The sequence below is a fragment of the Streptomyces sp. NBC_00083 genome, from assembly GCF_026343295.1.
In the GTDB taxonomy this organism is placed as follows: Bacteria; Actinomycetota; Actinomycetes; order Streptomycetales; family Streptomycetaceae; genus Streptomyces.
The window spans coordinates 1,269,066-1,287,811 of record NZ_JAPELY010000001.1 but is presented as its reverse complement, the minus strand read 5'-3'; the positions used below and the strand labels follow the sequence as shown (position 1 = coordinate 1,287,811).

The 18,746-nt window shown below is 72.9% G+C and carries 16 protein-coding genes and 1 pseudogene; 4 read left to right on the top strand and 13 right to left on the bottom strand.

What is annotated here, in order from left to right; genetic code table 11:
• The first annotated feature begins 83 nt into the window (after positions 1 to 83).
• Entirely contained in the window at positions 84 to 1,094 is a 1,011-nt protein-coding gene (locus OOJ98_RS05550; RefSeq protein ID WP_267053480.1) for an LLM class F420-dependent oxidoreductase, read from the top strand.
• Positions 1,095 to 1,103: 9 nt separating this feature from the next.
• On the opposite strand, the gene OOJ98_RS05545 is transcribed toward OOJ98_RS05550, so the two are convergent.
• From OOJ98_RS05545 to OOJ98_RS05530, 4 genes are all read right to left on the bottom strand, one after another.
• Positions 1,104 to 1,685 carry a hypothetical protein gene (locus OOJ98_RS05545; protein ID WP_267053479.1) on the bottom strand — a complete coding sequence of 194 codons (582 nt, stop codon included), beginning with the start codon at positions 1,683 to 1,685 and terminating at the stop codon, positions 1,104 to 1,106.
• A gap of 155 nt (positions 1,686 to 1,840) precedes the next feature.
• Entirely contained in the window at positions 1,841 to 2,932 is a 1,092-nt protein-coding gene (locus OOJ98_RS05540) for a prenyltransferase (RefSeq protein ID WP_267053478.1), read from the bottom strand.
• Positions 2,929 to 3,672 (bottom strand): class I SAM-dependent methyltransferase, encoded by a 744-nt coding sequence (locus tag OOJ98_RS05535; protein WP_267053477.1) that lies wholly within the window; start codon positions 3,670 to 3,672, stop codon positions 2,929 to 2,931. Before OOJ98_RS05535 ends, OOJ98_RS05540 begins: the two co-directional genes overlap by 4 nt.
• A gap of 62 nt (positions 3,673 to 3,734) precedes the next feature.
• Positions 3,735 to 5,048 carry a glycosyltransferase family 4 protein gene (locus OOJ98_RS05530; protein WP_267053476.1) on the bottom strand — a complete coding sequence of 438 codons (1,314 nt, stop codon included), beginning with the start codon at positions 5,046 to 5,048 and terminating at the stop codon, positions 3,735 to 3,737.
• 235 nt (positions 5,049 to 5,283) lie between these two features.
• On the opposite strand from OOJ98_RS05530, the gene OOJ98_RS05525 reads away from it, so the two are divergent.
• Complete coding sequence (locus tag OOJ98_RS05525) at positions 5,284 to 5,916, top strand: TetR family transcriptional regulator (RefSeq protein WP_267053475.1); 633 nt, start codon at positions 5,284 to 5,286, stop codon at positions 5,914 to 5,916.
• Between the two features lie 429 nt (positions 5,917 to 6,345).
• A complete protein-coding gene (locus OOJ98_RS05520) occupies positions 6,346 to 6,954 on the top strand; it encodes a response regulator transcription factor (RefSeq protein ID WP_267053474.1) in 609 nt (202 codons plus the stop codon).
• Positions 6,955 to 7,167: 213 nt separating this feature from the next.
• On the opposite strand, the pseudogene OOJ98_RS05515 reads toward OOJ98_RS05520, so the two are convergent.
• From OOJ98_RS05515 to OOJ98_RS05490, 6 genes and pseudogenes are all read right to left on the bottom strand, one after another.
• Positions 7,168 to 8,550, bottom strand: a pseudogene (locus OOJ98_RS05515) (ATP-binding cassette domain-containing protein); the annotation flags it as partial.
• Positions 8,550 to 10,199: an ABC transporter ATP-binding protein gene (locus OOJ98_RS05510; protein WP_267053473.1), complete on the bottom strand. Its 1,650-nt coding sequence runs from the start codon at positions 10,197 to 10,199 to the stop codon at positions 8,550 to 8,552. The pseudogene OOJ98_RS05515 and the gene OOJ98_RS05510, both read right to left, overlap by 1 nt.
• A gap of 93 nt (positions 10,200 to 10,292) precedes the next feature.
• On the bottom strand, positions 10,293 to 10,439 hold the full coding sequence (locus OOJ98_RS05505; RefSeq protein WP_267053472.1) for a SapB/AmfS family lanthipeptide: 147 nt from the start codon (positions 10,437 to 10,439) through the stop codon (positions 10,293 to 10,295).
• 51 nt (positions 10,440 to 10,490) lie between these two features.
• Positions 10,491 to 13,127: a class III lanthionine synthetase LanKC gene (gene lanKC / locus OOJ98_RS05500; protein ID WP_267053471.1), complete on the bottom strand. Its 2,637-nt coding sequence runs from the start codon at positions 13,125 to 13,127 to the stop codon at positions 10,491 to 10,493.
• A 197-nt stretch (positions 13,128 to 13,324) separates the two neighbouring features.
• Entirely contained in the window at positions 13,325 to 13,558 is a 234-nt protein-coding gene (locus tag OOJ98_RS05495) for a ferredoxin (RefSeq protein WP_267053470.1), read from the bottom strand.
• The gene (locus OOJ98_RS05490) at positions 13,558 to 15,018 is read right to left on the bottom strand and encodes an aldehyde dehydrogenase (RefSeq protein WP_267053469.1); all 1,461 of its coding nucleotides are present in this window, start codon (positions 15,016 to 15,018) and stop codon (positions 13,558 to 13,560) included. The genes OOJ98_RS05495 and OOJ98_RS05490 overlap by 1 nt, the downstream gene beginning before the upstream one ends.
• A 295-nt stretch (positions 15,019 to 15,313) precedes the next feature.
• On the opposite strand from OOJ98_RS05490, the gene OOJ98_RS05485 reads away from it, so the two are divergent.
• Complete coding sequence (locus OOJ98_RS05485) at positions 15,314 to 16,378, top strand: MBL fold metallo-hydrolase (RefSeq protein ID WP_267053468.1); 1,065 nt, start codon at positions 15,314 to 15,316, stop codon at positions 16,376 to 16,378.
• 65 nt (positions 16,379 to 16,443) lie between these two features.
• Here OOJ98_RS05485 and OOJ98_RS05480 read toward each other — a convergent pair whose 3' ends face one another.
• From OOJ98_RS05480 to OOJ98_RS05470, 3 genes are read right to left on the bottom strand one after another with little or no spacing between them, the layout of a single operon-like run.
• Positions 16,444 to 16,863 carry a hypothetical protein gene (locus OOJ98_RS05480; RefSeq protein WP_267053467.1) on the bottom strand — a complete coding sequence of 140 codons (420 nt, stop codon included), beginning with the start codon at positions 16,861 to 16,863 and terminating at the stop codon, positions 16,444 to 16,446.
• 41 nt (positions 16,864 to 16,904) lie between these two features.
• The gene (locus tag OOJ98_RS05475) at positions 16,905 to 17,855 is read right to left on the bottom strand and encodes a RimK family alpha-L-glutamate ligase (protein WP_267053466.1); all 951 of its coding nucleotides are present in this window, start codon (positions 17,853 to 17,855) and stop codon (positions 16,905 to 16,907) included.
• On the bottom strand, positions 17,852 to 18,736 hold the full coding sequence (locus OOJ98_RS05470) for a hypothetical protein (protein ID WP_267053465.1): 885 nt from the start codon (positions 18,734 to 18,736) through the stop codon (positions 17,852 to 17,854). The genes OOJ98_RS05475 and OOJ98_RS05470 overlap by 4 nt, the downstream gene beginning before the upstream one ends.
• Positions 18,737 to 18,746: the final 10 nt, after the last annotated feature.

Genomic DNA, 18,746 nt, shown 5'->3' with positions numbered 1-18,746 from the left:
GGCGGGGGGCCGTTGCCCTACAGTCCCCTGACGGACCGTCAGATCGTGGCGGGCCGGTCCGGTTCTCCTCAAGGGGGCGGCACATGCGTCTGGGACTCGCACTCGGCTACTGGGGACGCGGCCCCAACCCGGCCCACCTCGAACTGGCCCGCGCGGCCGAGGAGTTCGGCTACCACTCGGTGTGGACGGCGGAGGCCTGGGGCTCGGACGCCTTCACCCCGCTGACCTGGATCGCCGCGCACACCTCCCGCATCCGGCTCGGCACCGCCGTCGCGCAGATGGCCGCCCGCACCCCGACCGCCACCGCCATGCACGCCCTCACCCTGGACCACCTCTCGGGCGGCCGGATGATGCTGGGCCTCGGCCTCTCGGGGCCGCAGGTCGTGGAGGGCTGGTACGGGCGCCCCTTCCCGTCGAGCCCGCTCACCGCGACCCGGGAGTACGTCGACGTCATCCGCCAAGTCCTGCGCCGCGAGGGGCCGGTGGAGCTCGACGGCCGCTTCCACGCGCATCCCTACGGCGGCGCGGACGGCACGGGCCTCGGCAAACCCCTCAAGGCCATCACCCACCCCCTGCGCCCCGACCTCCCGGTACTCCTGGGCGCCGAGGGCCCCAAGAACATCGCCCAGACGACCCGCATCGCCGACGGCTGGCTCCCGCTCTACTGGTCGCCGACCCGCACCGACGCGTACGCCGCCGCCCTGACGGAGCTGCGCGACGGCTTCCTGGTCGCCCCCATGGTGCGCGCGCACGTCTGCGACGACATCGCCGAAGGACTGCTCCCGGTCAAGGCGATGCTGGGCTTCTACATCGGCGGCATGGGCCACGCGGCCCGCAACTTCCACGCCGATCTGATGGCGCGCATGGGGTACGAGGACGCGGCCCGCCGCGTCCAGGAGCTGTTCCTCGCGGGCCGCCGCGAGGAGGCGGTGCTCGCCGTGCCGGACGCGTTCGCCGACGAGATCTCCCTGGTCGGGCCGCGCCAACGCATCGCGGAACGCCTGGAGTTGTGGCGCAAGGGCCCGGTGACGGACCTGTTGGTCACCTCACCGGACCCTGCGACGCTCCGCACGCTCGCGGAGCTCAACGCCTAGCCGAGCCGCTCAGCCACCGCTGAGCTGGCCGGCCGACGGCACCTGGTCCTTGACCGGAGCGCCCGCCTTCTCGCCCGCGCCCTTCACACCGTTGATCATGTTCTCGAACATGCCGACGTCACTGTCGTTCGCGTCGCCCTTGCGCAGCTTGCTGCCCAGCCCCTTGAGCGATTCGATGCCCGAGGTGAGCGGCGCGACGGCTTTGGAGAGCAGCGGGTCGCCCTTGGCGTTCTCGGACGCCGCCTTCAGGCGGTTGTACGTGAACGCGCCGGCCAGACCGGCCTTGACGAGGGCGAACGTACGGCCCTTCGTGCCCTTCTTGAACTTGCCCGCCTTGTAGGGCTTGATGATCCACTGGTAGGCGGCGCCCGCCGCGAGTCCGGCGTTGGCGACGAAGCGGGTCTTGGCGAGCTTCTGCCGCTCCGCCGACGCGCTCGGCGACGGGGTGCTCTCGGCCGCGGTGAGCGCGGCGTTCTGGGTCTGCGTCCGGTCGGACCGGGTCTCTCCTCCGCAGGCGGTCGTCGACACCAGAACGGCGCAGGACAGGACGACCGCCACGATTATGCGGCGGATGGGGAACAGAGTGGGCACGATGACCTCCGGGGGTATGTTCGGCCTCCCCGGCAGCCTCACCCGGCCCACCGCACTGCGCCACTCGGGCGACGCCGTACGGGTCTGCTCCTCGGCCCCGTACGGGTTCGGGGCCGTACGGGTTCGGGGCCGTACGGGTTCGGGGCCGTACGGGTCTACTGCGGGGCCTCCTGGCCGCAGCAGGAGGGCGCGAGGCCCCTGGGCAGGCGCTCCCCGCCGAACACCGCGCCGGTCGCCTCGTCGCCACCGAGCGCCGCCACCGCGAGCAGCAGCGAGCCCGCCGTCCACGTGGTGAGTTCCTCGGGCCACACCGCGCGGTCGCCCTCGAAGACGTACCCCGTCCAGTACATGCCGGACGCCTCGTCCCGCAGGTGCCCGATGGACTGGAGGATCTCCAGGGCGCGGTCGGACTCCCCCACCGCCCAGAGCGCCAGGGCGAGTTCACAGCTCTCGCCGCCGGTCACCCACGGGTTGGGCAGCACACAGCGCACCCCGCGGCCGGGCACCACGAAGGCGTCCCACATCGACTCGATACGGGCCTTGGCGTCGGCGCCGGTGAGGGCGCCGCCGAGGACGGGGTAGTACCAGTCCATGGAGTAGCGGGACTTGTCGAGGAAGCGCTCGGGGTGGTGCCGGATGGCGTGGGCGAGCGCGCCGGTCGCCAACTCCCAGTCGGGCTGCGGCTCTTCGAGCTGCTCGGCGACGGCGAGCGCGCAGCGCAGCGCGTGGTGCACGGAGGAGCTGCCGGTGAGCAGCGCGTCGGTGACGGCCGTGCCGTCCTCCTCGCGCTTCCAGCCGATCTCGCCGCCGTTCTGCTGGAGGGCGAGGACCCATGCGACGGCGGCCCTGACCGCGGGCCACATGCGGTCGAGGAAGGCGTCGTCGCCGGTGGCGAGGTAGTGGTGCCAGACCCCGACCGCGATGTAGGCGACGAAGTTGGACTCCTGGCCGTGGTCGGTGACCTTGTCGTGCTCGCCGTCGTGGTAGGCGGCGTACCAGGAACCGTCGGCGTTCTGGTGGCGCGCCAGCCAGTCGTAGGCGCGTTCGGCGGCGGCGTGCTCCCCCGCCGCGTCCAGGGCCATCGCCGCCTCGGTGTGGTCCCACGGGTCCAGGTGGTGGCCGCGGAACCAGGGGATGGCGCCGTCGGCGCGCTGCGCGGCGAGCAGCGCCGCGACCGTCCGCCCGGCCTGCCCGGCGGTGAGCACCCCGGGCAGGACGAGGTGCTCGGTGCGCTCCGGAGAGGTCACTTGGCGGCGCCCACGGGCAGGTGCGGCTTGGTCGCGTACGCCACGAAGCTCTTGCCGACGACCGGGTTGAGGGCCCGCTCGGCGAGGCGCGTGACGGTGCTGATGCCGGGCGTCTTCATGATGTCCCAGACCAGGAGCTGGTGGTACGCCTTCACCGGCAGCGCCTTGTCGTTGTCGACGCCGAAGGCGCACTTGAGCCACCAGTACGGCGAGTGCAGCGCGTGCGCGTGGTGGCTGCCGTACGGCTTGAGTCCGGCCTGCTTCATCTTGCCGATCAGCTCGTCGGCCTTGTAGATGCGGATGTGGCCGCCCTCGACCTCGTGGTACGCGTCCGAGAGTGCCCAGCACACCTTCTCGGGCCCGTACCGCGGCACGGTCACCGCGATGCGGCCGCCGGGCCGCAGGACGCGGACTATCTCGGCGAGCACGCCCTTGTCGTCGGGGATGTGCTCCATGACCTCGGAGATGATCACGACGTCGAAGGACTCGTCGGGGAAGGGGAGGTTGAGCGCGTCGCCCTCCATCGCGGTGGCGGTGGCCCCCTCGGGAGCCTCGCCGGCCTCCTTCATCGCGGCGAACCACTTCGCGACCTCGCGGATCTCCTCGCCGTTCTGGTCGAGGGCCACGACCTGGGCGCCGCGCCGGTAGCACTCGAAGGCGTGCCGGCCCGCGCCGCAGCCCAGGTCGAGCACGCGGTCGCCCGGGGCGAGCGGGAAGCGGGAGAAGTCGACGGTCAGCACGGATGCCTGCTTTCGCGGACGGGGGGGTGGGTTCGGCCGGGGTTGGAGGGGGTGGCGCGCCGTCACCGGGCCGCGGGGCGGCCCTGGGCGGCGATCGCGGAGCGGTAGAGGCCGGCGGTGCCGAGGGCCGCGCGCCGCCAGGTGAAGCGTTCGAGGACCCGTTCGCGTCCGGCGGCGCCGATGCGGCGGCGCAGCGCCGGGTCGCCGAGGAGCCGGGTGAGGCCGGCGGCGAGCGCGCCCGCGTCGCCGGGCGGCACCGCGAGGCAGGTCTCGCCGTCGGCGCCCGCGACCTCGGGGATCGCGCCGCCGGTCGTGGCGAGCAGCGGGGTGGCGGTGGCCATGGCCTCGGCGGCGGGCAGCGAGAAGCCCTCGTACAGCGACGGGACGCACGCGATCTGCGCGGAGCGTACGAGGTCGACGAGTTCGGCGTCGGTGATGCCCTTGACGAACTCCACGGCGCGGCCGAGCCCGTACTTCTCGATGGCCTGGGCGACGGGTCCGTCCTCGGCGCGCCTGCCGACGACGACGAGGTGGGCGTCGGGGTGCTCGGCGCGCGCCTTGGCGAGCGCCTCGACGAGGAAGACCAGGCCCTTGAGGGGCACGTCGGCGCTGGATGTGGTCACGATGCGGCCGGGCACCTCGGCGACGGCGGGGTCGGGCGACCACAAGCTGGTGTCGGCCCCGATGTGCACGACCTCGATGCGGTCCTCGCGGACCCCGAGGTGGTCGACGATCTCGCCCTTGGAGGTGCCGGAGACGGTGAGCACCGAGGGCAGCCGGCGGGCGACGCGCTTCTGCATGTGCGTGAAGCCGTACCAGCGGCGCACGGAGGCGCGGCGCTTCCAGTCGGGGGCCGCGTCCAGTTCCAGCTTGCGGTCGACGGTGATGGGGTGGTGGATCGTGGTGACCAGGGGCGCGCCGATGGCGCCGAGCAGTCCGTAGCCGAGGGTCTGGTTGTCGTGCACGACGTCGAACTCGCCGCGGCGGGCGGCCAGGTGGCGCCGGGCGCGCAGCGAGAAGGTGAGCGGCTCGGGGAAGCCGCCGGTGCGCATGGTGGCCACTTCGAGGTGGTCGATCCAGTCCCGGTACTCGTCGCGCGCGGGTGTGCGGAACGGGTCGGGCGAGCGGTAGAGGTCCATGCTGGGGAGCTCGGTCAGGGTCACGCCCTCGTCGAGCACGGGGTAGGGCTGGGCGCCGATGACCTCGACGTGGTGCCCGAGCCGGGCCAGTTCGCGCGAGAGGTGGCGGACGTAGACGCCCTGACCGCCGCAGAACGGGTTCCCCTTGTAGGTCAGGAGCGCGATCCGCAGCGGGCCTTCGCCCGCACGGCCGGCGTCCCCGGTGCGGGGGCCTGCCTCTATGGCCTCAGCGGTCACTCGCGGCCCCCTTCATCACTGCGTTTCGCCGGAGCGTAACCGCTCGCGCTAATCTAGAACAAGTTCCAGACTTGATCCTCCTTGAGCGTGCTTTGATCACTCAAGGAGCATCGAATCTACCGGCAGGTAGTGCGACTGTAAGGGCCGGATCAGGTGATTCGCGCCACGGCGGGGCCCCTGCCATGCTGGGCCGCCGAAGACCGTGGCAGAGAACCGGACAAACGGAACGGTACATATGACAGCGGAAGTCAAGGCGGCGACGGCGGCCTCTCCTGCGCTGACGGAACGCCAGGAGGCGCGGCGCGGCCGCATCCTGCACGCGAGCGCCCAGCTGGCCAGCCGGGGCGGGTTCGACGCGGTCCAGATGCGTGAGGTGGCCGAGGCCGCGGGGGTCGCGCTCGGCACCCTGTACCGCTACTTCCCTTCCAAGATCCACCTGCTGGTCGCGACCATGCAGGACCAGCTCCAGCACATGCACAGCACGCTGCGCAAGCATCCGCCGTCCGGCGAGGCCTCGGCGGAGCGGGTGGCCGAGACGCTCATGCGGGCCTTCCGCGCGCTCCAGCGCGAGCCGCACCTCGCGGACGCGATGGTGCGGGCGCTCACCTTCGCGGACCGCTCCGTGAGCCCGGAGGTGGACACGGTCTCCCGCCAGACCACGGCGATCATCCTCGACGCGATGGGCCTGGACCACCCCACCCCCGAGCAGCTCTCGGCGGTCCGGGTCATCGAGCACACCTGGCACTCGGCCCTGATCACCTGGCTCTCGGGCCGGGCGTCGATCGCCCAGGTCAAGATCGACATCGAAACGGTCTGCAAACTGATCGACCTGACCACCACCCCACCCACCCCGCAGACACGCCGCTAGGCAGCCGGCCAGAGCCCGGCGGGGCCGAGCACACCCCACCCACCCCGCACGCACCCCGCCGAGGGGCGCGGTGCCCGGGGTCGGGGGCCCGGGAGACGGCCTCGCCCGCGCGCGGGCAACCGGCCATCGCGCGCGGCCGAAAACCGCCCCCGCCCCGCAGGGCGACCGCCGGATCCGACCGGGCGCGCTCCCCCGCCGGGCGGCCCCGGTCAGGGCCGAGCCCCAGGTGGGACCGGGGGCCCCGGGCCGAACCGACCCCCTCCGTATGCGCCCCGGCGGCGCGTGCCGCGCCACTCGTGCGCGGGTGCGCGCCCCCAGTGCCCCCCATCGATCTGTTCGCCCGGACCATGTCAGGGGTAACCGCCGCCCAGAATCGTTGCGTGCCCAACGAAGGCGCCGGTAGCGATCGACCTGGAAGGAGCTGGAACCGTGATCCGGGTACTTCTCGTGCACGACGCGTGTCTCTTGCGGTTGGCGCTCGCCGACCGCCTCGCACGCGAGTCCGACCTGGAGGTTCACCACGCGGCATGGCGCGGCGCCCCCGCGCTCGCGCGATTATTGAGCCCGGACGTCTGCGCGGCCGACCTGGACTGTTCGGAGTCCTACGGGATCGCACCGCTCGGCGAACTGACCGGCTGTCGGCCCGGCACCGGTAAGAGCCGGCTCCTGGTCCTGGCCGACGCACACCGTCCGGGGCCCCTGAAACGGGCGGCCGACGCCCAGGCCCGCGGCTACGTGGACAAGGGCGGCACGCCCGAACAGCTGGTCTTCGCGATAAGACAGGTCGCCGAAGGGAAACGGTTCGTCGACGACTCGCTCGGCTTCAGCTTTCTCAGAGCCGCCGAAATGCCGCTCACCCGGCGCGAGTTGAGCGTTCTCTCACTCGCCGCGGAGGGCGCCTCGGTCTCCGACATCGCGCTGCGGCTCCATCTTTCCAACGGCACCGTACGCAATTACATGGCCGCCATCACCCGCAAGACGGGCGCCCGCAACCGGGTCGACGCGATCAGGATCTCCCAGGGGGAGGGATGGGTGTGAGGGTCCCGTCCCGGTGAGGTCGCGGTAGAACGCGGAGCGGGCCAACAGCTCTTCGTGGGTGCCGAGTTCGGCGCGGGCTCCGTCCATCAGAAGCACCCGGTCCGCGCGCCGGGCGGACCCGGTGCGGTGGGCGACGACGACGAGGGTGCGCCCGGTGAACGCCCGCTCCGCACACGCCTCCGCCGCCGGGTCCAGGTGGCAGGTGGCCTCGTCGAGCAGGACCAGGGGCGCGGGCGCCGCGTGGGCGCGGGCCAGCGCGAGGAGCTGCCGCTCGGCGTTGGAGAGCGCGGCGGGGTCGACCACCGCGTCGAGCCCGCCGACACGAGCCACGAGCGGGGCCGCCCCCACCGCCTCCGCCGACGCCAACAGCGCTTGATCCGAGGGGAGTTGCGGGCAGAAGTAGCCGAGGTTCTCGCGCAGTGTGGCGGTGAACACGTACGCCTCCTGCGGTACGAGCACCCGCTCGCAGCCCAGCGTCACCGTCCCGGCGTCCGGGCGCAGCACTCCGGCGACCAGGGCGAGCAGCGTCGACTTGCCGATGCCGCTCGGCCCCGCCACCGCGAGCCGCTCCCCGGCCGGCACGGAGAGGTCCAGCCGGTCGATGACGGGGGCGGCGCCGGGCCCGTACGCGAAGACGAGCCCGCTCAGACGTACCGGCCACGCCGCGTCGTCGCGCGGCGGATCCACCGCGGGCCGCTCCTGCCCCGCGGTCAGCCGGCGCAGGACGACGGTGAGGCGGGCGCCGGAGGTGCCGAGGCCCTGGACCAGGGCCTGGAGGGCGGGCAGCAGCGACTGGGTGAGGTAGGCGAGGGCGCCGGCCAGGCCGCCCGCGGTGACCCCGTGCCGCAGCAGCCAGGGCGCGGTGACCAGGAGCAGCACCAGGGGCAGCCGGCCGCCGATGCCCACGGCGAGGGTCCTCGCCACGCCCCAGTACGCGAGGGAGCGCGCGGCGCGGTACTCGTCGTCGACGCGGTCCCCGGCGCTCTCGGCGGCCCGCTCCTGGGCGCCGGACGCGGCGATGTCCCGCAACCCGCCCGCGATCAGGCCGAGTTCGGCGGCGAGGCGTTCGTCGGCGGCCAGGAACTCCTCCTGGCGGCGGGCGAGCGGGCCGAGCGTCACGGCGAAGAGCACGAGGCCCACGGCGAGGGGGCCGCCGACCACGGCGAGCAGGGCGGGCGCGAGCGCGAACAGGCCGATGAGGGCGCCCGCGGCGGTGAAGACGAAGGTGCGGGCGACCAGGACGAGGCCGGCGAGGGTGTCGCGGGCGAGCTCGACCTGCTGGGTCAGGCGGGACAGGGCGGCGTCGTCGGCCTCGCGCAGCCCGCGCGTCACCACGGCCCGGACCAGTTCGTCGCGTACGGGTTCCACGAACGCGGCGACGGCCCCGTAGACCCGGCGGGTGCCGAGGGCCCCGGCGAGGACGGCCGCCGCGGCGGCCGCGAGCCAGCCGACGCCGGCGGCGGCGCGGCCGGCGAGGAACCCGTCGTCGAGCGCGCGGGCGAGGGCGAAGCCGAGCAGGAAGGTCTGGGCGGATTCGAGCAGCGACCATGCGGCGAGGCGCGCCAGCACCCGCTTGTGGCGCCCGAGCAGGCTCATCAGCACGCGGCTTCGGCCTCCCCGAACACGGCGCGGTAGTCGGGCAGCCGGTACAGCTCGTGGTGGGGGGCGACGGCGCGCGGGCGGCCGTCCTCCAGCCACACCACGAGGTCCGCGCGGGCCGCCGTGGATGCCTTCAGGGCGATGATGAGCCGGGTGCCGCCGCCGTGCAACAGGGCTTGCGAGATCTTCAGTTCGGTCGCCGAGTCCAGGCTCGACGTGGCGTCGTCCAGGATGAGGAGCCGTCCCCGGTGCGCGAACGCCCGCGCCAGGCCGAGGCGTTGGCATTCTCCGCCGGAGAGCGGGGCGCTCGCGCAGGGCGTGGCGTAGCCGTCGGGCATCGTCCGGATGAAGTCGTCGGCGCAGGCGGCGCGGGCCGCGTCCCGTACGGCCGCGCCGCCCGGGTCGTGGGCCCCGTAGGCGATGGTGGCGCCGATGGTGGCGCCGAGCAGGGTGGGCCGGGCGAAGGCGTAGCCGACCGCGCGGCGCAGCTCGGTTCTGGCGAGGGCGGGCAGCGGCACGCCATCCAGGGCGACCGTGCCGTGCTCGGGGTCGGCGAGCCGGCCCGCGACGGCGGCGAGCGCCGATTTGCCGCTGCCCGTGCGCCCCACGACGGCCACGACGGATCCCCCGGGCACGGTCAGGTCGAGGTCGCGCAACGGGCCGTGCGTCACGCCGCGAAGCGTCAACTCTCCTACTCCTGCGGGGATTTGACTGGTCCCGTACGGCGTGACGGGGGCGGCGAGCACGTCCTGGAGCCGGTCGAGGGCGGTGCGTCCGCGGGTCAGGGTGTTGACCATGCCGACCAGCGAGCCGGTGCCGGTGGCGAGCGCGGCGTAACGCCATGCGGCGAGGAGGCCGCCCACGCTGAGGTCGCCGCCCGCGACGCGCAGCCCCGCGACCGCTAGGACCGCGAGCTGGAGCAGCGGCAGCAGCACCGCGGCCTGCGCGGTGGAGCGGCCGAGCACCTCCCACATGCGGTGGCCCTGGCGGGACAGTTCGGGCAGCGGGGCCAGGATGCGCCGTTCGTCGCGCCCGGGGTGTCCGGCGGCGGCGATGGTGCCGGCGCCGCGCACCGCTTCGAGGAGGCGGCCCGCTATCTCGCCCTGGACGCGCAGATAGCCCGCGCTGCTGGCGCCCGAGCCCCGGACGAACACCTTCAGGAGCAGGGCGAACAGGGGCAGGCCGGCGAGCACCACCACGGCGGTGAGCCAGTCGGTGAGCGCGAGGGCGACGAGGCCGCCGACCGGGGTGAGGACCGCGGCGAGGGCGCCGGCGACGGAGACGGGCACGGTCGCGCCCTGCACCGCGTTCCCGGTGAGCCGGGCCACCAACTCGCCCTGGGAGCAGGCTTGTTGTGTTTCGGCGTCCAGGACGTGGCCGAGGACGCGGCGGCGCAGCCACGCGGCGCTGCGGGCGGTGGCGGTGGCGGTGACGGCCGATTCGAGGGCGCCGACGAGCACCGCGAGCACGGTGAGCGTGACACACAGCGCGATCCAGGGGCCGGCCTGCGTCTGCCGTCCGCCGAGCACCAGGTCGAGTGCGCGGCCGAGCGCCGCGGGCAGGGCGAGCCCGGCACCGGCCGACGCGCAGCTCAGGAACAGGATGAGGGTGCCGGGGCCGGCGCTCTGCCGGATGGTCTCACGCAACAGCAAAGCGGCCTCCCGCGTGCGGCGGCCCCGGCCGGCGAGCGGTGCCGGGCGGGGCCGCGTCAATCACTGCTTCAGCGGATCAAGCAGGGATTACAGGCAGAGCGACACGCTGGCGACGCTGTCACAGAGGAGCAGGCTCAGGGAGCTGCCGCCGCCGTGGCCGCCGCCGCCGTGGCCGCCGTCGCCCTCGTCGATGTCGAGCTCAACGTCGAGGTTCTGCAGGTCGAGAAGGGACATTGCATTCTCCTTTGTCGGCGATGTGCGGAACCGTCCGTGGGGACGGGGTGTTCAGCCCCGGATGGGGCCGTTCGTGGGGCCGCCCGGTGGGGCGGCGGGGAGGGGCGCCAGGAAGGGCAGTCCGACGGGCCGGTCGGCGAGGGCCGCGCCGAGCGCCAGGAGGCAGCCCGCCGTGCCGGTCGCGAGGTCCATGGACAGGCGCATCAACTGGTCGCCGGGGAAGGCGAGATGGCCCTCGTAGGGGAGGGTGAACCAGCCGAGGCCGCGGATCTGCTCGTCGGTCCACTCGCGTGGCGCGCCGGTCCTCGCGAGGTGGAGCACCATGCCGGCGCGGCCGTTGAAGAGGCCGGACTGCGCGTAGTACCGGGAGCGGGCGGCGGGCAGGATCTGCTCGCGGGCCTTCTGGAACGTTTCCTCGGGCCGGTGGGCGAGGAAGTCGTCGAGGACGGCGGCGATGCCGACGCTGCCCCCGCCGAGGTAGGGAAGGGTCCGGGTGGTGTCGTCGACGACCAGGGTGCCGGACGGGTTGACGAGGCACCGGTCGAGGTCGCGGCGCAGTTCGTCCGCGGCCCGGTCGAGCAGTGCGGGGTCGCCGGTGGACTCGTAGAGCCGGAGGAAGAACAGGGCGGGGCCGGTGGCGCCGTGCAGCAGCCCCGCGCGGCGGGCCTCGCCGGTGCGCCCGGCGAGCTGGTCCGCCACCGCCAGGGCCTCTTCCTTGCAGCCGAGCCCGTCGAGGACGAGGCCGAGGCCCGCGAGGCCGCCGTGGAGCTCGGGGGCGAGCCTTTGCCACTTCTCGGCGAGGACGGTCTCGATCAGCTCCCGGGCGCGTTCGGTGTGGCCGAGCCGGTCGAGGACGTACGCGACGCCGGCGAGCCCGTCGTAGAGGCCGAGCGGGGTGCCGGACGGCGGCGGCGCGGTGTGCGCGAGCAGCCACCGCTCGCCCTCGGGGTAGCGGGCGGCGCCGGTCTCGGCGAGCGCGTAGAGGACGCCGGCGGCGCCGTGCGCGATGCCGAGGCCGCCGCCGGTGGCGAACTGGGCGATGTCGCCGGGGAAGAGCCGGTCGTCGCGGTCGGGGGTGGCGGAGGCGAGGATGGCGCGGGCCATGGAGTCTCGGCTCGCGGGCCAGTCGCCGGGCTCGACGGACATCCGGCCCGTGCCGCTCGCGGCGGGCCCGGCGCCGGTGCCCGCCCCGGCGGTGACCGGCGCGGCGTCCGTCGCGGCACCTGTCCGTGCGGTGTCCCGCGCGCTCTCGCCCTCGATCACCCGGACCGCCTCGGCGAGGTAGCCGGCGGGCAGGTCCGGGAACTGGGAGGCGGCGATCTCGGCGAGGTGGCCGGCCTTGGCGCGGTCGATCACCAGCAGGCTCGTCATCGGCACGAACAGCGCGATCCGCAGACACGCGAGGGCGTAACGGTCGACGTCGAAGCCCTTGCGGTCGAGCGGGGCGATGAAACCGGGATGCGCCATGTGCTGGCCGCGGTGGTCGTCGACGGGCAGCGCCGCCTCGAAGTCGAGCAGCCGTACGCCCTGTTCGTCGGGGTCGACCATGATGTTGAACATGTGCAGGTCGTTGAAGACGACGCCCCGCTCGTGCACCGCTGCCACCGCGTCCTCGGTCGCCGCCACGACGCGCAGCGCCCACCGGGTGTACTCGGCGACCGCGTCGGGGTCGGGATCGACGCCGATCAGCGGATGGCGGTAGGCGAAGAAGGAGTTGAGGGAGCGGCCTTCGACGAAGTCCATCACCAGGAAGCGGTGCTCGCCGAGGGTGAACCAGTCGCGCACCCGGGGGGCGACGCCGCTCCCCGCGACCTGTTCCAGGGCTGCTCGCTCCTGTTCCAGGCGGGCCACCGCGTCGGCGCCGTCCGCGGCGAGCCCGGCGTGCGGGCGCGCTTCCTTGAGGACGACCTTCTCGCCGGTGCGGGTGTCGGTGCCGGCGTAGACGCCGCCGCCGTTGGAGAAGTGCAGGGCGCGCTCGATGCGGTAGGGCAGGTCGCCGGTGCCGGTCGCGTTGCGGGCCGCGAGGTGCGGGGCGAGGAACTCGGGCAGCGCGACCCACTCCGGCAGGTGGAAGACGGGGTCGCGGCGGTCGGGCACGAGCACCCCGTCGGCGTTCTCGATCGCCGTGACGAGGGCGCCGTTCCCGTCGACGCAGTGGCGCTTGGTGAAGCCGCCGTAGCGGACGTAGAGGGGGCCCTGGCCCCAGCGCAGATCGCTGAGGATGTACGGCCCCGGCTCCCCGGCGAGCAGGGCGCCCAACTCGTCGAGTACGAGCTGGAACTGGGCGTCGTCGGCCGGGTAGATCGTGACGAACTTGCCGCTTGCGCCGCGGTCGGCGTACTTGGAGTTGCGCAGGTGCAGCGGCCGCCGTCCGGGTACGAACTTGAACGGGACGGCCCGCGGGACGCAGTACTCCCACACCACCTCGGCGATCTTCTCGGCGTTGCCGAGACACGCGGAGACGTGGATCTTCCAGCCCTGCTGCGGCATCGGCTCGCGTCCCGGTATGTGCTCCGGGTTCAAGTGCAGCCAGTCACCGGCGAGTTGGGACGTCCAGCCGTCGGGCGCCGGGCGCTCGGCGATGTCGAACAGCGGCACCCGGGTTCCGGTGCGCGAGGAGGACAAGCGGTCCGGGGTCTCGTAGAAATATCTGTCCGCCAGACAGAAGACCTCGTACCGCTTGTCCATCGTGCCTCCCCCTCGACGTCTTCACATCGAGTTGGTGCTCCCCCCTCGACGGCGTGGCCACGACTTTTCCACGCCGCCGACGGACCGGGACAGTCACGCCTGTCATCAGGTCACCATGCGCTACGCATGGATCAACCTGTGTTCGCAGGGCTCGAACAGAGGGATAGGGGCAGGTGCTCGTGGCGTGTGCCGCCGCGCTAGTCCTCGGGCGGGAAGACGGTCTCGCGGGAGTCGAGCAGGGTGATCAGGATGGCCTCCACCGGGCAGCCCTCGGCGGCGGCCAGGATCCTCTCGTTGGCATCGGTGTCGGCGATGCGCGGATGGGACTGGCGCGCGGTGTCGAGCGCGAAGCCGTCCGGGGCGTGGTTGACGCACATGCCGGAGCCGATGCACACGCTCCGGTCGACCTCGATGTGCCAGCGGTCGCCCATCACTCGCCTCCGTGGCCCGCGGGCAGGTGGATCATCTTGTGCTCCAGGTACGCGCCGAACCCCTCGGGCCCGAACTCCCGCCCCAGACCGGAGGACTTGTAGCCGCCGAACGGGCCGAGCATGTCGAGGCTGAAGGTGTTGACGTTGAAGGTGCCGGTCCGCACCCGGCGCCCGAAGTCGATGCCGTGCTCGACGTCGCCGGTCCACACGCTGCCGCTGAGCCCGTACTCGGAGTCGTTGGCGATCCTGAGCGCCTCCGCTTCGTCCCCGTACGGCAGCAGGCAGATGACCGGGCCGAAGATCTCCTCGCGGGCGATGCGCATCGAGTTGTCGACCTCGCCGAAGAGCGTCGGCTCGACGTACCAGCCCCGGTCGAGTCCGGCGGGACGGCCGCCGCCCGCCAGGATCTTGGCGCCCTCCTCCTGGCCGATGCGGATGTAGTCGAGCGAGCGGCGCTGCTGGCGTTCGGCGACGAGCGGCCCGACCTGGGTGGCGATGTCCATCGGGTCCCCGACGACGAGGGCGCCCGCGGCGGCGGCGAAGGCCTCGGCGAACTCGTCGTAGCGGGCGCGCGGCGCGAGGATGCGGGTCTGGGCGACACAGGCCTGCCCGTTGTTCATCCAGGCCGCCGGGACGACACCCGCGACGGTCGCCTCCAGGTCGGCGTCGGGCAGGATGACGGCGGCCGACTTGCCGCCGAGCTCCAGGGTGACGCGGGTGAGGTTGCGCGAGGCCACCTCCATGACGCGCTTGCCGGCCGCGACCGATCCGGTGAAGGCCACCTTGTCGACGCCGGGGTGCCCGACGAGGTACTCGCTGACCTCGCGGTCCGCGGGCAGGATGGACAGGACGCCCTCGGGGAGCCCGGCCTCGGCGGCGATCTCGCCGAGGATGTAGGAGTCGAGCGGCGTCTCGGGGGACGGCTTGAGGATCACCGAGCAGCCGGTGAGCAGCGCGGGGGCGAGCTTGGCCGCGGCCACGAACTGGGGCACGTTCCACGGCACCACGGCCGCCACGACGCCGACCGGCTCGCGCCGGATCAGCAGCGGGCCGAGCGCGCCCGACCGGCGTTCCTCGTAGGGGAATGAGCGGGCGACGGTGAGGGCGGAGTCCCACACCATCATCGCGCCGAGCGCCTGGGCGAGCACGCTCCAGGAGTACGGCGATCCGTTCTGCGAGCTGATCGACCGGGCGATCTCCTCGTGCCGGACCAGAATCGCGTCCTTGATCCGCTCCACCACCTCGATCCGCTCCTCGGGCGTGGCCCGCGCCCAGGGTCCGTCGTCGAAGGCGGTGCGTGCGGCGGCGACGGCCCGGTCGACGTCGGCCCGCGAGGCGTGCGGGACGCGGCCGATGACCTGCTCGGTGTGGGGCGAGATCACCTCGATGACGTCGGTGCCGAGGGGGTCGGTCAACTCCCCGCCGATGAAAAGCTGTCCGTGTTCCACGAGCTCGGTCATGCCGGGTGCCTCCTGCGGGGCGGGCCTGGTCGGTGCGTGTGTGCGGGCGTCTGTAGGGGTACCTGACTCTGTTTCAGAACTGATACCAGTTCTAGTTCCAGGAGTCCACGGGTGGAGCGGGGCTCGGGCTCGGTGGGCGCGCGGGACCTCCGCCCCGGAAGTTGCATGACCGAGGCGACTACTGAAACCAGTTCTAGTTATAGTGACCGCAAGGGCGGCCCGCCGGACGCGCACCCCCGGGGAGTCCCGGCGCGAGCGTCGAGGAGACCGCGAGCCCGACAGAGACGAGGACTCCATGCCGCAGGAGCCAGCCGAGCCCCAGGTGAGCGACCACGGGGGCGGAGTCCACTCCATCAAGGTGCCCATCCCGGACAACCCGCTCGGCCACACCCTGGTCCACCTCGTCGACACCGACCGGGGTCCGGTGCTCGTCGACACCGGGTGGGACGACCCGGCCTCCTGGGACACGCTCACCGCGGGGCTGCGCGCCCTCGGTACCGACGTGTCCGGCATTCACGGCGTGGTCATCACCCACCACCACCCCGACCACCACGGGCTCTCCGGCCAGGTCAGGGAGGCGTCCGGCGCCTGGATCGCGATGCACCCCGCCGACACCGCGGTCGTACGCCGCACGCGCGAGGCCGAACCGGGCGTCTGGCTCGACTACTTGTGCGCGAAGCTCGCCGCGGTCGGCGCGCCCGAGGAACACGTCGCCCCGTTGCGCGCGGCCCGCGCCTCGGGACGCGGGCGGGCCCTTCCGGGACTCCGGGCGGCGCTGCCCGACCGCGAGATCGAGCCGGGCGAGCTGCTGCCGCTGGCGGGGCGCCGGCTCCGCGCGATCTGGACGCCCGGACACACGCCGGGGCACGTCTGCCTCCACCTGGAAGAGGAGCACCCGGCCCAACTCCCGGGAAACGGGCGCCTGTTCAGCGGTGACCATCTGCTGCCCGGCATCACCCCGCACATCGGCCTGTACGAGGACCCCGACGACGCGGCCGGGGCCGATCCGCTCGGCGACTACCTCGACTCCCTCGAACGCGTCGGCCGGCTCGGGGTCGCGGAGGTGCTGCCCGCGCACCAGCATCCCTTCACGGAGCCGGGCGTGCGGGTGGCCGAGCTGCTGGCCCACCACGAGGACCGCCTGAACGGTCTGCTGACCCTGCTCTCCACGCCGCTCACGCCGTGGCAGCTGGCGGAGCGCATGGAGTGGAACCGGCCCTGGGAGCAGATCCCGTACGGATCGCGCACGATCGCCGTCTCCGAGGCGGAGGCGCACGTACGGAGGCTGGAGAAGCTGGGGCGGGTCGAGAGGGTGGATGCGGCGGGGGGTGCGGGGGTCGTCCGATACCGCTCCCTGTAACCGACCCCCCGGGCTCCGCCAGGGGCTCGGGGAACTCCCCCGGACATCCGAGGCCGCGCCCGAGGCTAGACGAATCCTCCGGTGAAGCAGCCGGTGAAGACGTCACACACGATCACCGCCACGACGACGCCCCAGACGATCCCCCCGCCCTCGGCCTCGAAACTCTCCTCCGAGATTCCCAGCCGGGCCGCGACGGCCCGCGAGGCGGCCCCGTCCTTCCGCGCATGCGCTTCGAGGAGTTCCGCCATCTCGACCGGATGCGTGCGCAGCGTGTCGGCGAGGAGTTCGTAGTCCCGCAGGGCGCGTCGGATGTCCTCGGGCGCGAAACGGCTGGGCAGCCGTACGTGGTTGACGTGCTCCGCCGACGTGGTGAAACCCAGATGAGTGCGGCGGTAGTCGGTGACGCCGAGGGCCAGTGTCAGGGTGTCGACCTCATCGGCCCGGGGGCCGTGATCCGTCGACGAACCTGCGGTGGAGTGTGTCATCTCGAACTCCTCCATTCTTTGCGGGTCTCATTGCGGGGTTCTTAGCGGGGCTCCTGGGGGCCGAAATCCGGAACGGATGCCCCATGGGGCATGTCGTCGCGTCCTTGCAGCAGGTTCAGCAGGGCGCGGGAGATGCACAGGCCCAGGCGCCGGTCGTACCCGTCGTAGCCGGGCATCGGGTTGGCTTCCAGGATCGTGTGGCTCCCGTCGTCGCCGACCATGAAGTCGAAACCGATGAAGGCCAGACCGCTCATCGCCTGGTACGCCAGGCACTTCTCCACGATCTCGGGCGGCGCCAGTGCCGGGGTGAACGTCTTGGCTCCCCGGCAGTACTGATAGTTGACGCCTTCGCAGTCGATCCGCTCGGAGAAGTGCCGCGTGCCGACCAGGTGCGTGCGGACGTCGGCGCCGCTCACCCGCTCCTGGAACAGGACCGGGCTGTGGGGCAGCAGTGCCAACTCCTTCGCCTGGCCGGGCTCGAAGGCCGAAGCGATCGTCTTCTCGCCGCTGGCTCCCTTGAAGACGGCGCTCGGCACGGCGTCCAGGAACGCGCGTGCCTCGTTCTCGTCGTTGGTCAGCAGCGACCGGGGCACGGTGAAGCCGCAGCGGCTGAGCAGGCTCAGGTGATACGCCTTCGCCCAGTTGCTCAGGTCGGCGCCGGGGCGGTTGACGAGGGGGGTGGCGACGGTGGCGAGGATCTCCACAAGCGCTCCGAGCCTCGCCGAGGCCGCGGCCCGGTCCTGGCCGTCGAGGCCGTCGACGACGTCGACCAGCCGGACGTACGTCCCGGTGATCTCGGCGTCAGGCAGGTCGACGGTCAGGGCGCCCGTACTCAATCGGCCGCATCGGCCCTGGAAGTCCCACCAGTAGGTTCCGGTGCGCAGAAAGCTCACGAGGTCGAAGAAGACGTGCGGCACGCCCTCGCGCCGTGCGGCGCGCACCGTGTGGACCGTCGTGCGGTCATGGGGTGAGCCGACGATGAGGACGCTCATCGGACGGCCTCCAGGTCCGCCGGGACCGGATGGGCGAGCTCCGTGCAGAGTTGCTCATGCACGGCATCGGAGTGCGCGCGGTACCAGGAGAAGGGAGGGTCGGGCAGGATCCGGCTCACCGCGAGCCGCCGCCGGCCGTCGTAGACCAGAGCGACGGCGAAGAAGCGGACGCCTCGACGGCGCAGGGCGGTGGCCAGGTCGCGCATGAACCTTCGGTGCGGCTCCGCGTCGACATCGGCATCGGGCTCGTTGAGGACCGTGAAGGTCCGGGGCCCCACGCACACCTCGACGACGTATCGGCTCGACGGCGCGAATACCGCTCGCAGGTGCCCGGAGGCCGGATTCGGCCGTCCGCTGCGGAGAACGCCGTGTTCCGCGGCGATCCAGCGCTCCTGTGTGAGGAGATCCTCCACATGCATCTCGGGTGTCGCGCAGGCGTCCCATCGCTCCAGCAGCCTTCCCGGATCGGTCGTCCAGCACTCCGGCAGCAGCGCCGACCCGTCGAGGCAACGGCGCAGTTCTCGATCGTGCGGCCACGCCTGCGGGCCGGGCCGGTTGATCACCTCGGGAAGCGAGGCGCACAGAGTCCACAGCGCGGCACGGTATTCGTTGGCGGCGAACCGGCCTTCCTCGCTGCTCTCGTCGGCCGCCGCGAACAGCCACGGATCGCGGAGGAAGACCGCCACCTCGTCGCCGTGCATCGGGTCGTGTCCGGGCACGTACACCCGGGCCCGGGTGCGGCCACGCGTGTCCACGTCCAGGCCGAACCCGAGGCGGCAGGGATCGGAGCAGACCGCGTGCGGGATCGCGTGTCCCGCCAGATAGGCGGCGAATCCCGCCGTCGCCGGATCCCCGGGGTCGGCGCTCACCAGCAGGATCACGGCGCTCTCG

Excerpts from the sequence above, each read along its gene's own strand:
- OOJ98_RS05550 (WP_267053480.1), top strand. The coding sequence starts at position 84 with ATGCGTCTGGGACTCGCACTCGGCTACTGGGGACGCGGCCCCAACCCG.
- OOJ98_RS05525 (WP_267053475.1), top strand. The coding sequence starts at position 5,284 with ATGACAGCGGAAGTCAAGGCGGCGACGGCGGCCTCTCCTGCGCTGACG.
- OOJ98_RS05505 (WP_267053472.1), bottom strand. The coding sequence starts at position 10,439 with ATGTCCCTTCTCGACCTGCAGAACCTCGACGTTGAGCTCGACATCGAC.
- lanKC (WP_267053471.1), bottom strand. The coding sequence starts at position 13,127 with ATGGACAAGCGGTACGAGGTCTTCTGTCTGGCGGACAGATATTTCTAC.
- OOJ98_RS05495 (WP_267053470.1), bottom strand. The coding sequence starts at position 13,558 with ATGGGCGACCGCTGGCACATCGAGGTCGACCGGAGCGTGTGCATCGGC.
- OOJ98_RS05490 (WP_267053469.1), bottom strand. The coding sequence starts at position 15,018 with ATGACCGAGCTCGTGGAACACGGACAGCTTTTCATCGGCGGGGAGTTG.
- OOJ98_RS05485 (WP_267053468.1), top strand. The coding sequence starts at position 15,314 with ATGCCGCAGGAGCCAGCCGAGCCCCAGGTGAGCGACCACGGGGGCGGA.
- OOJ98_RS05480 (WP_267053467.1), bottom strand. The coding sequence starts at position 16,863 with ATGACACACTCCACCGCAGGTTCGTCGACGGATCACGGCCCCCGGGCC.
- OOJ98_RS05475 (WP_267053466.1), bottom strand. The coding sequence starts at position 17,855 with ATGAGCGTCCTCATCGTCGGCTCACCCCATGACCGCACGACGGTCCAC.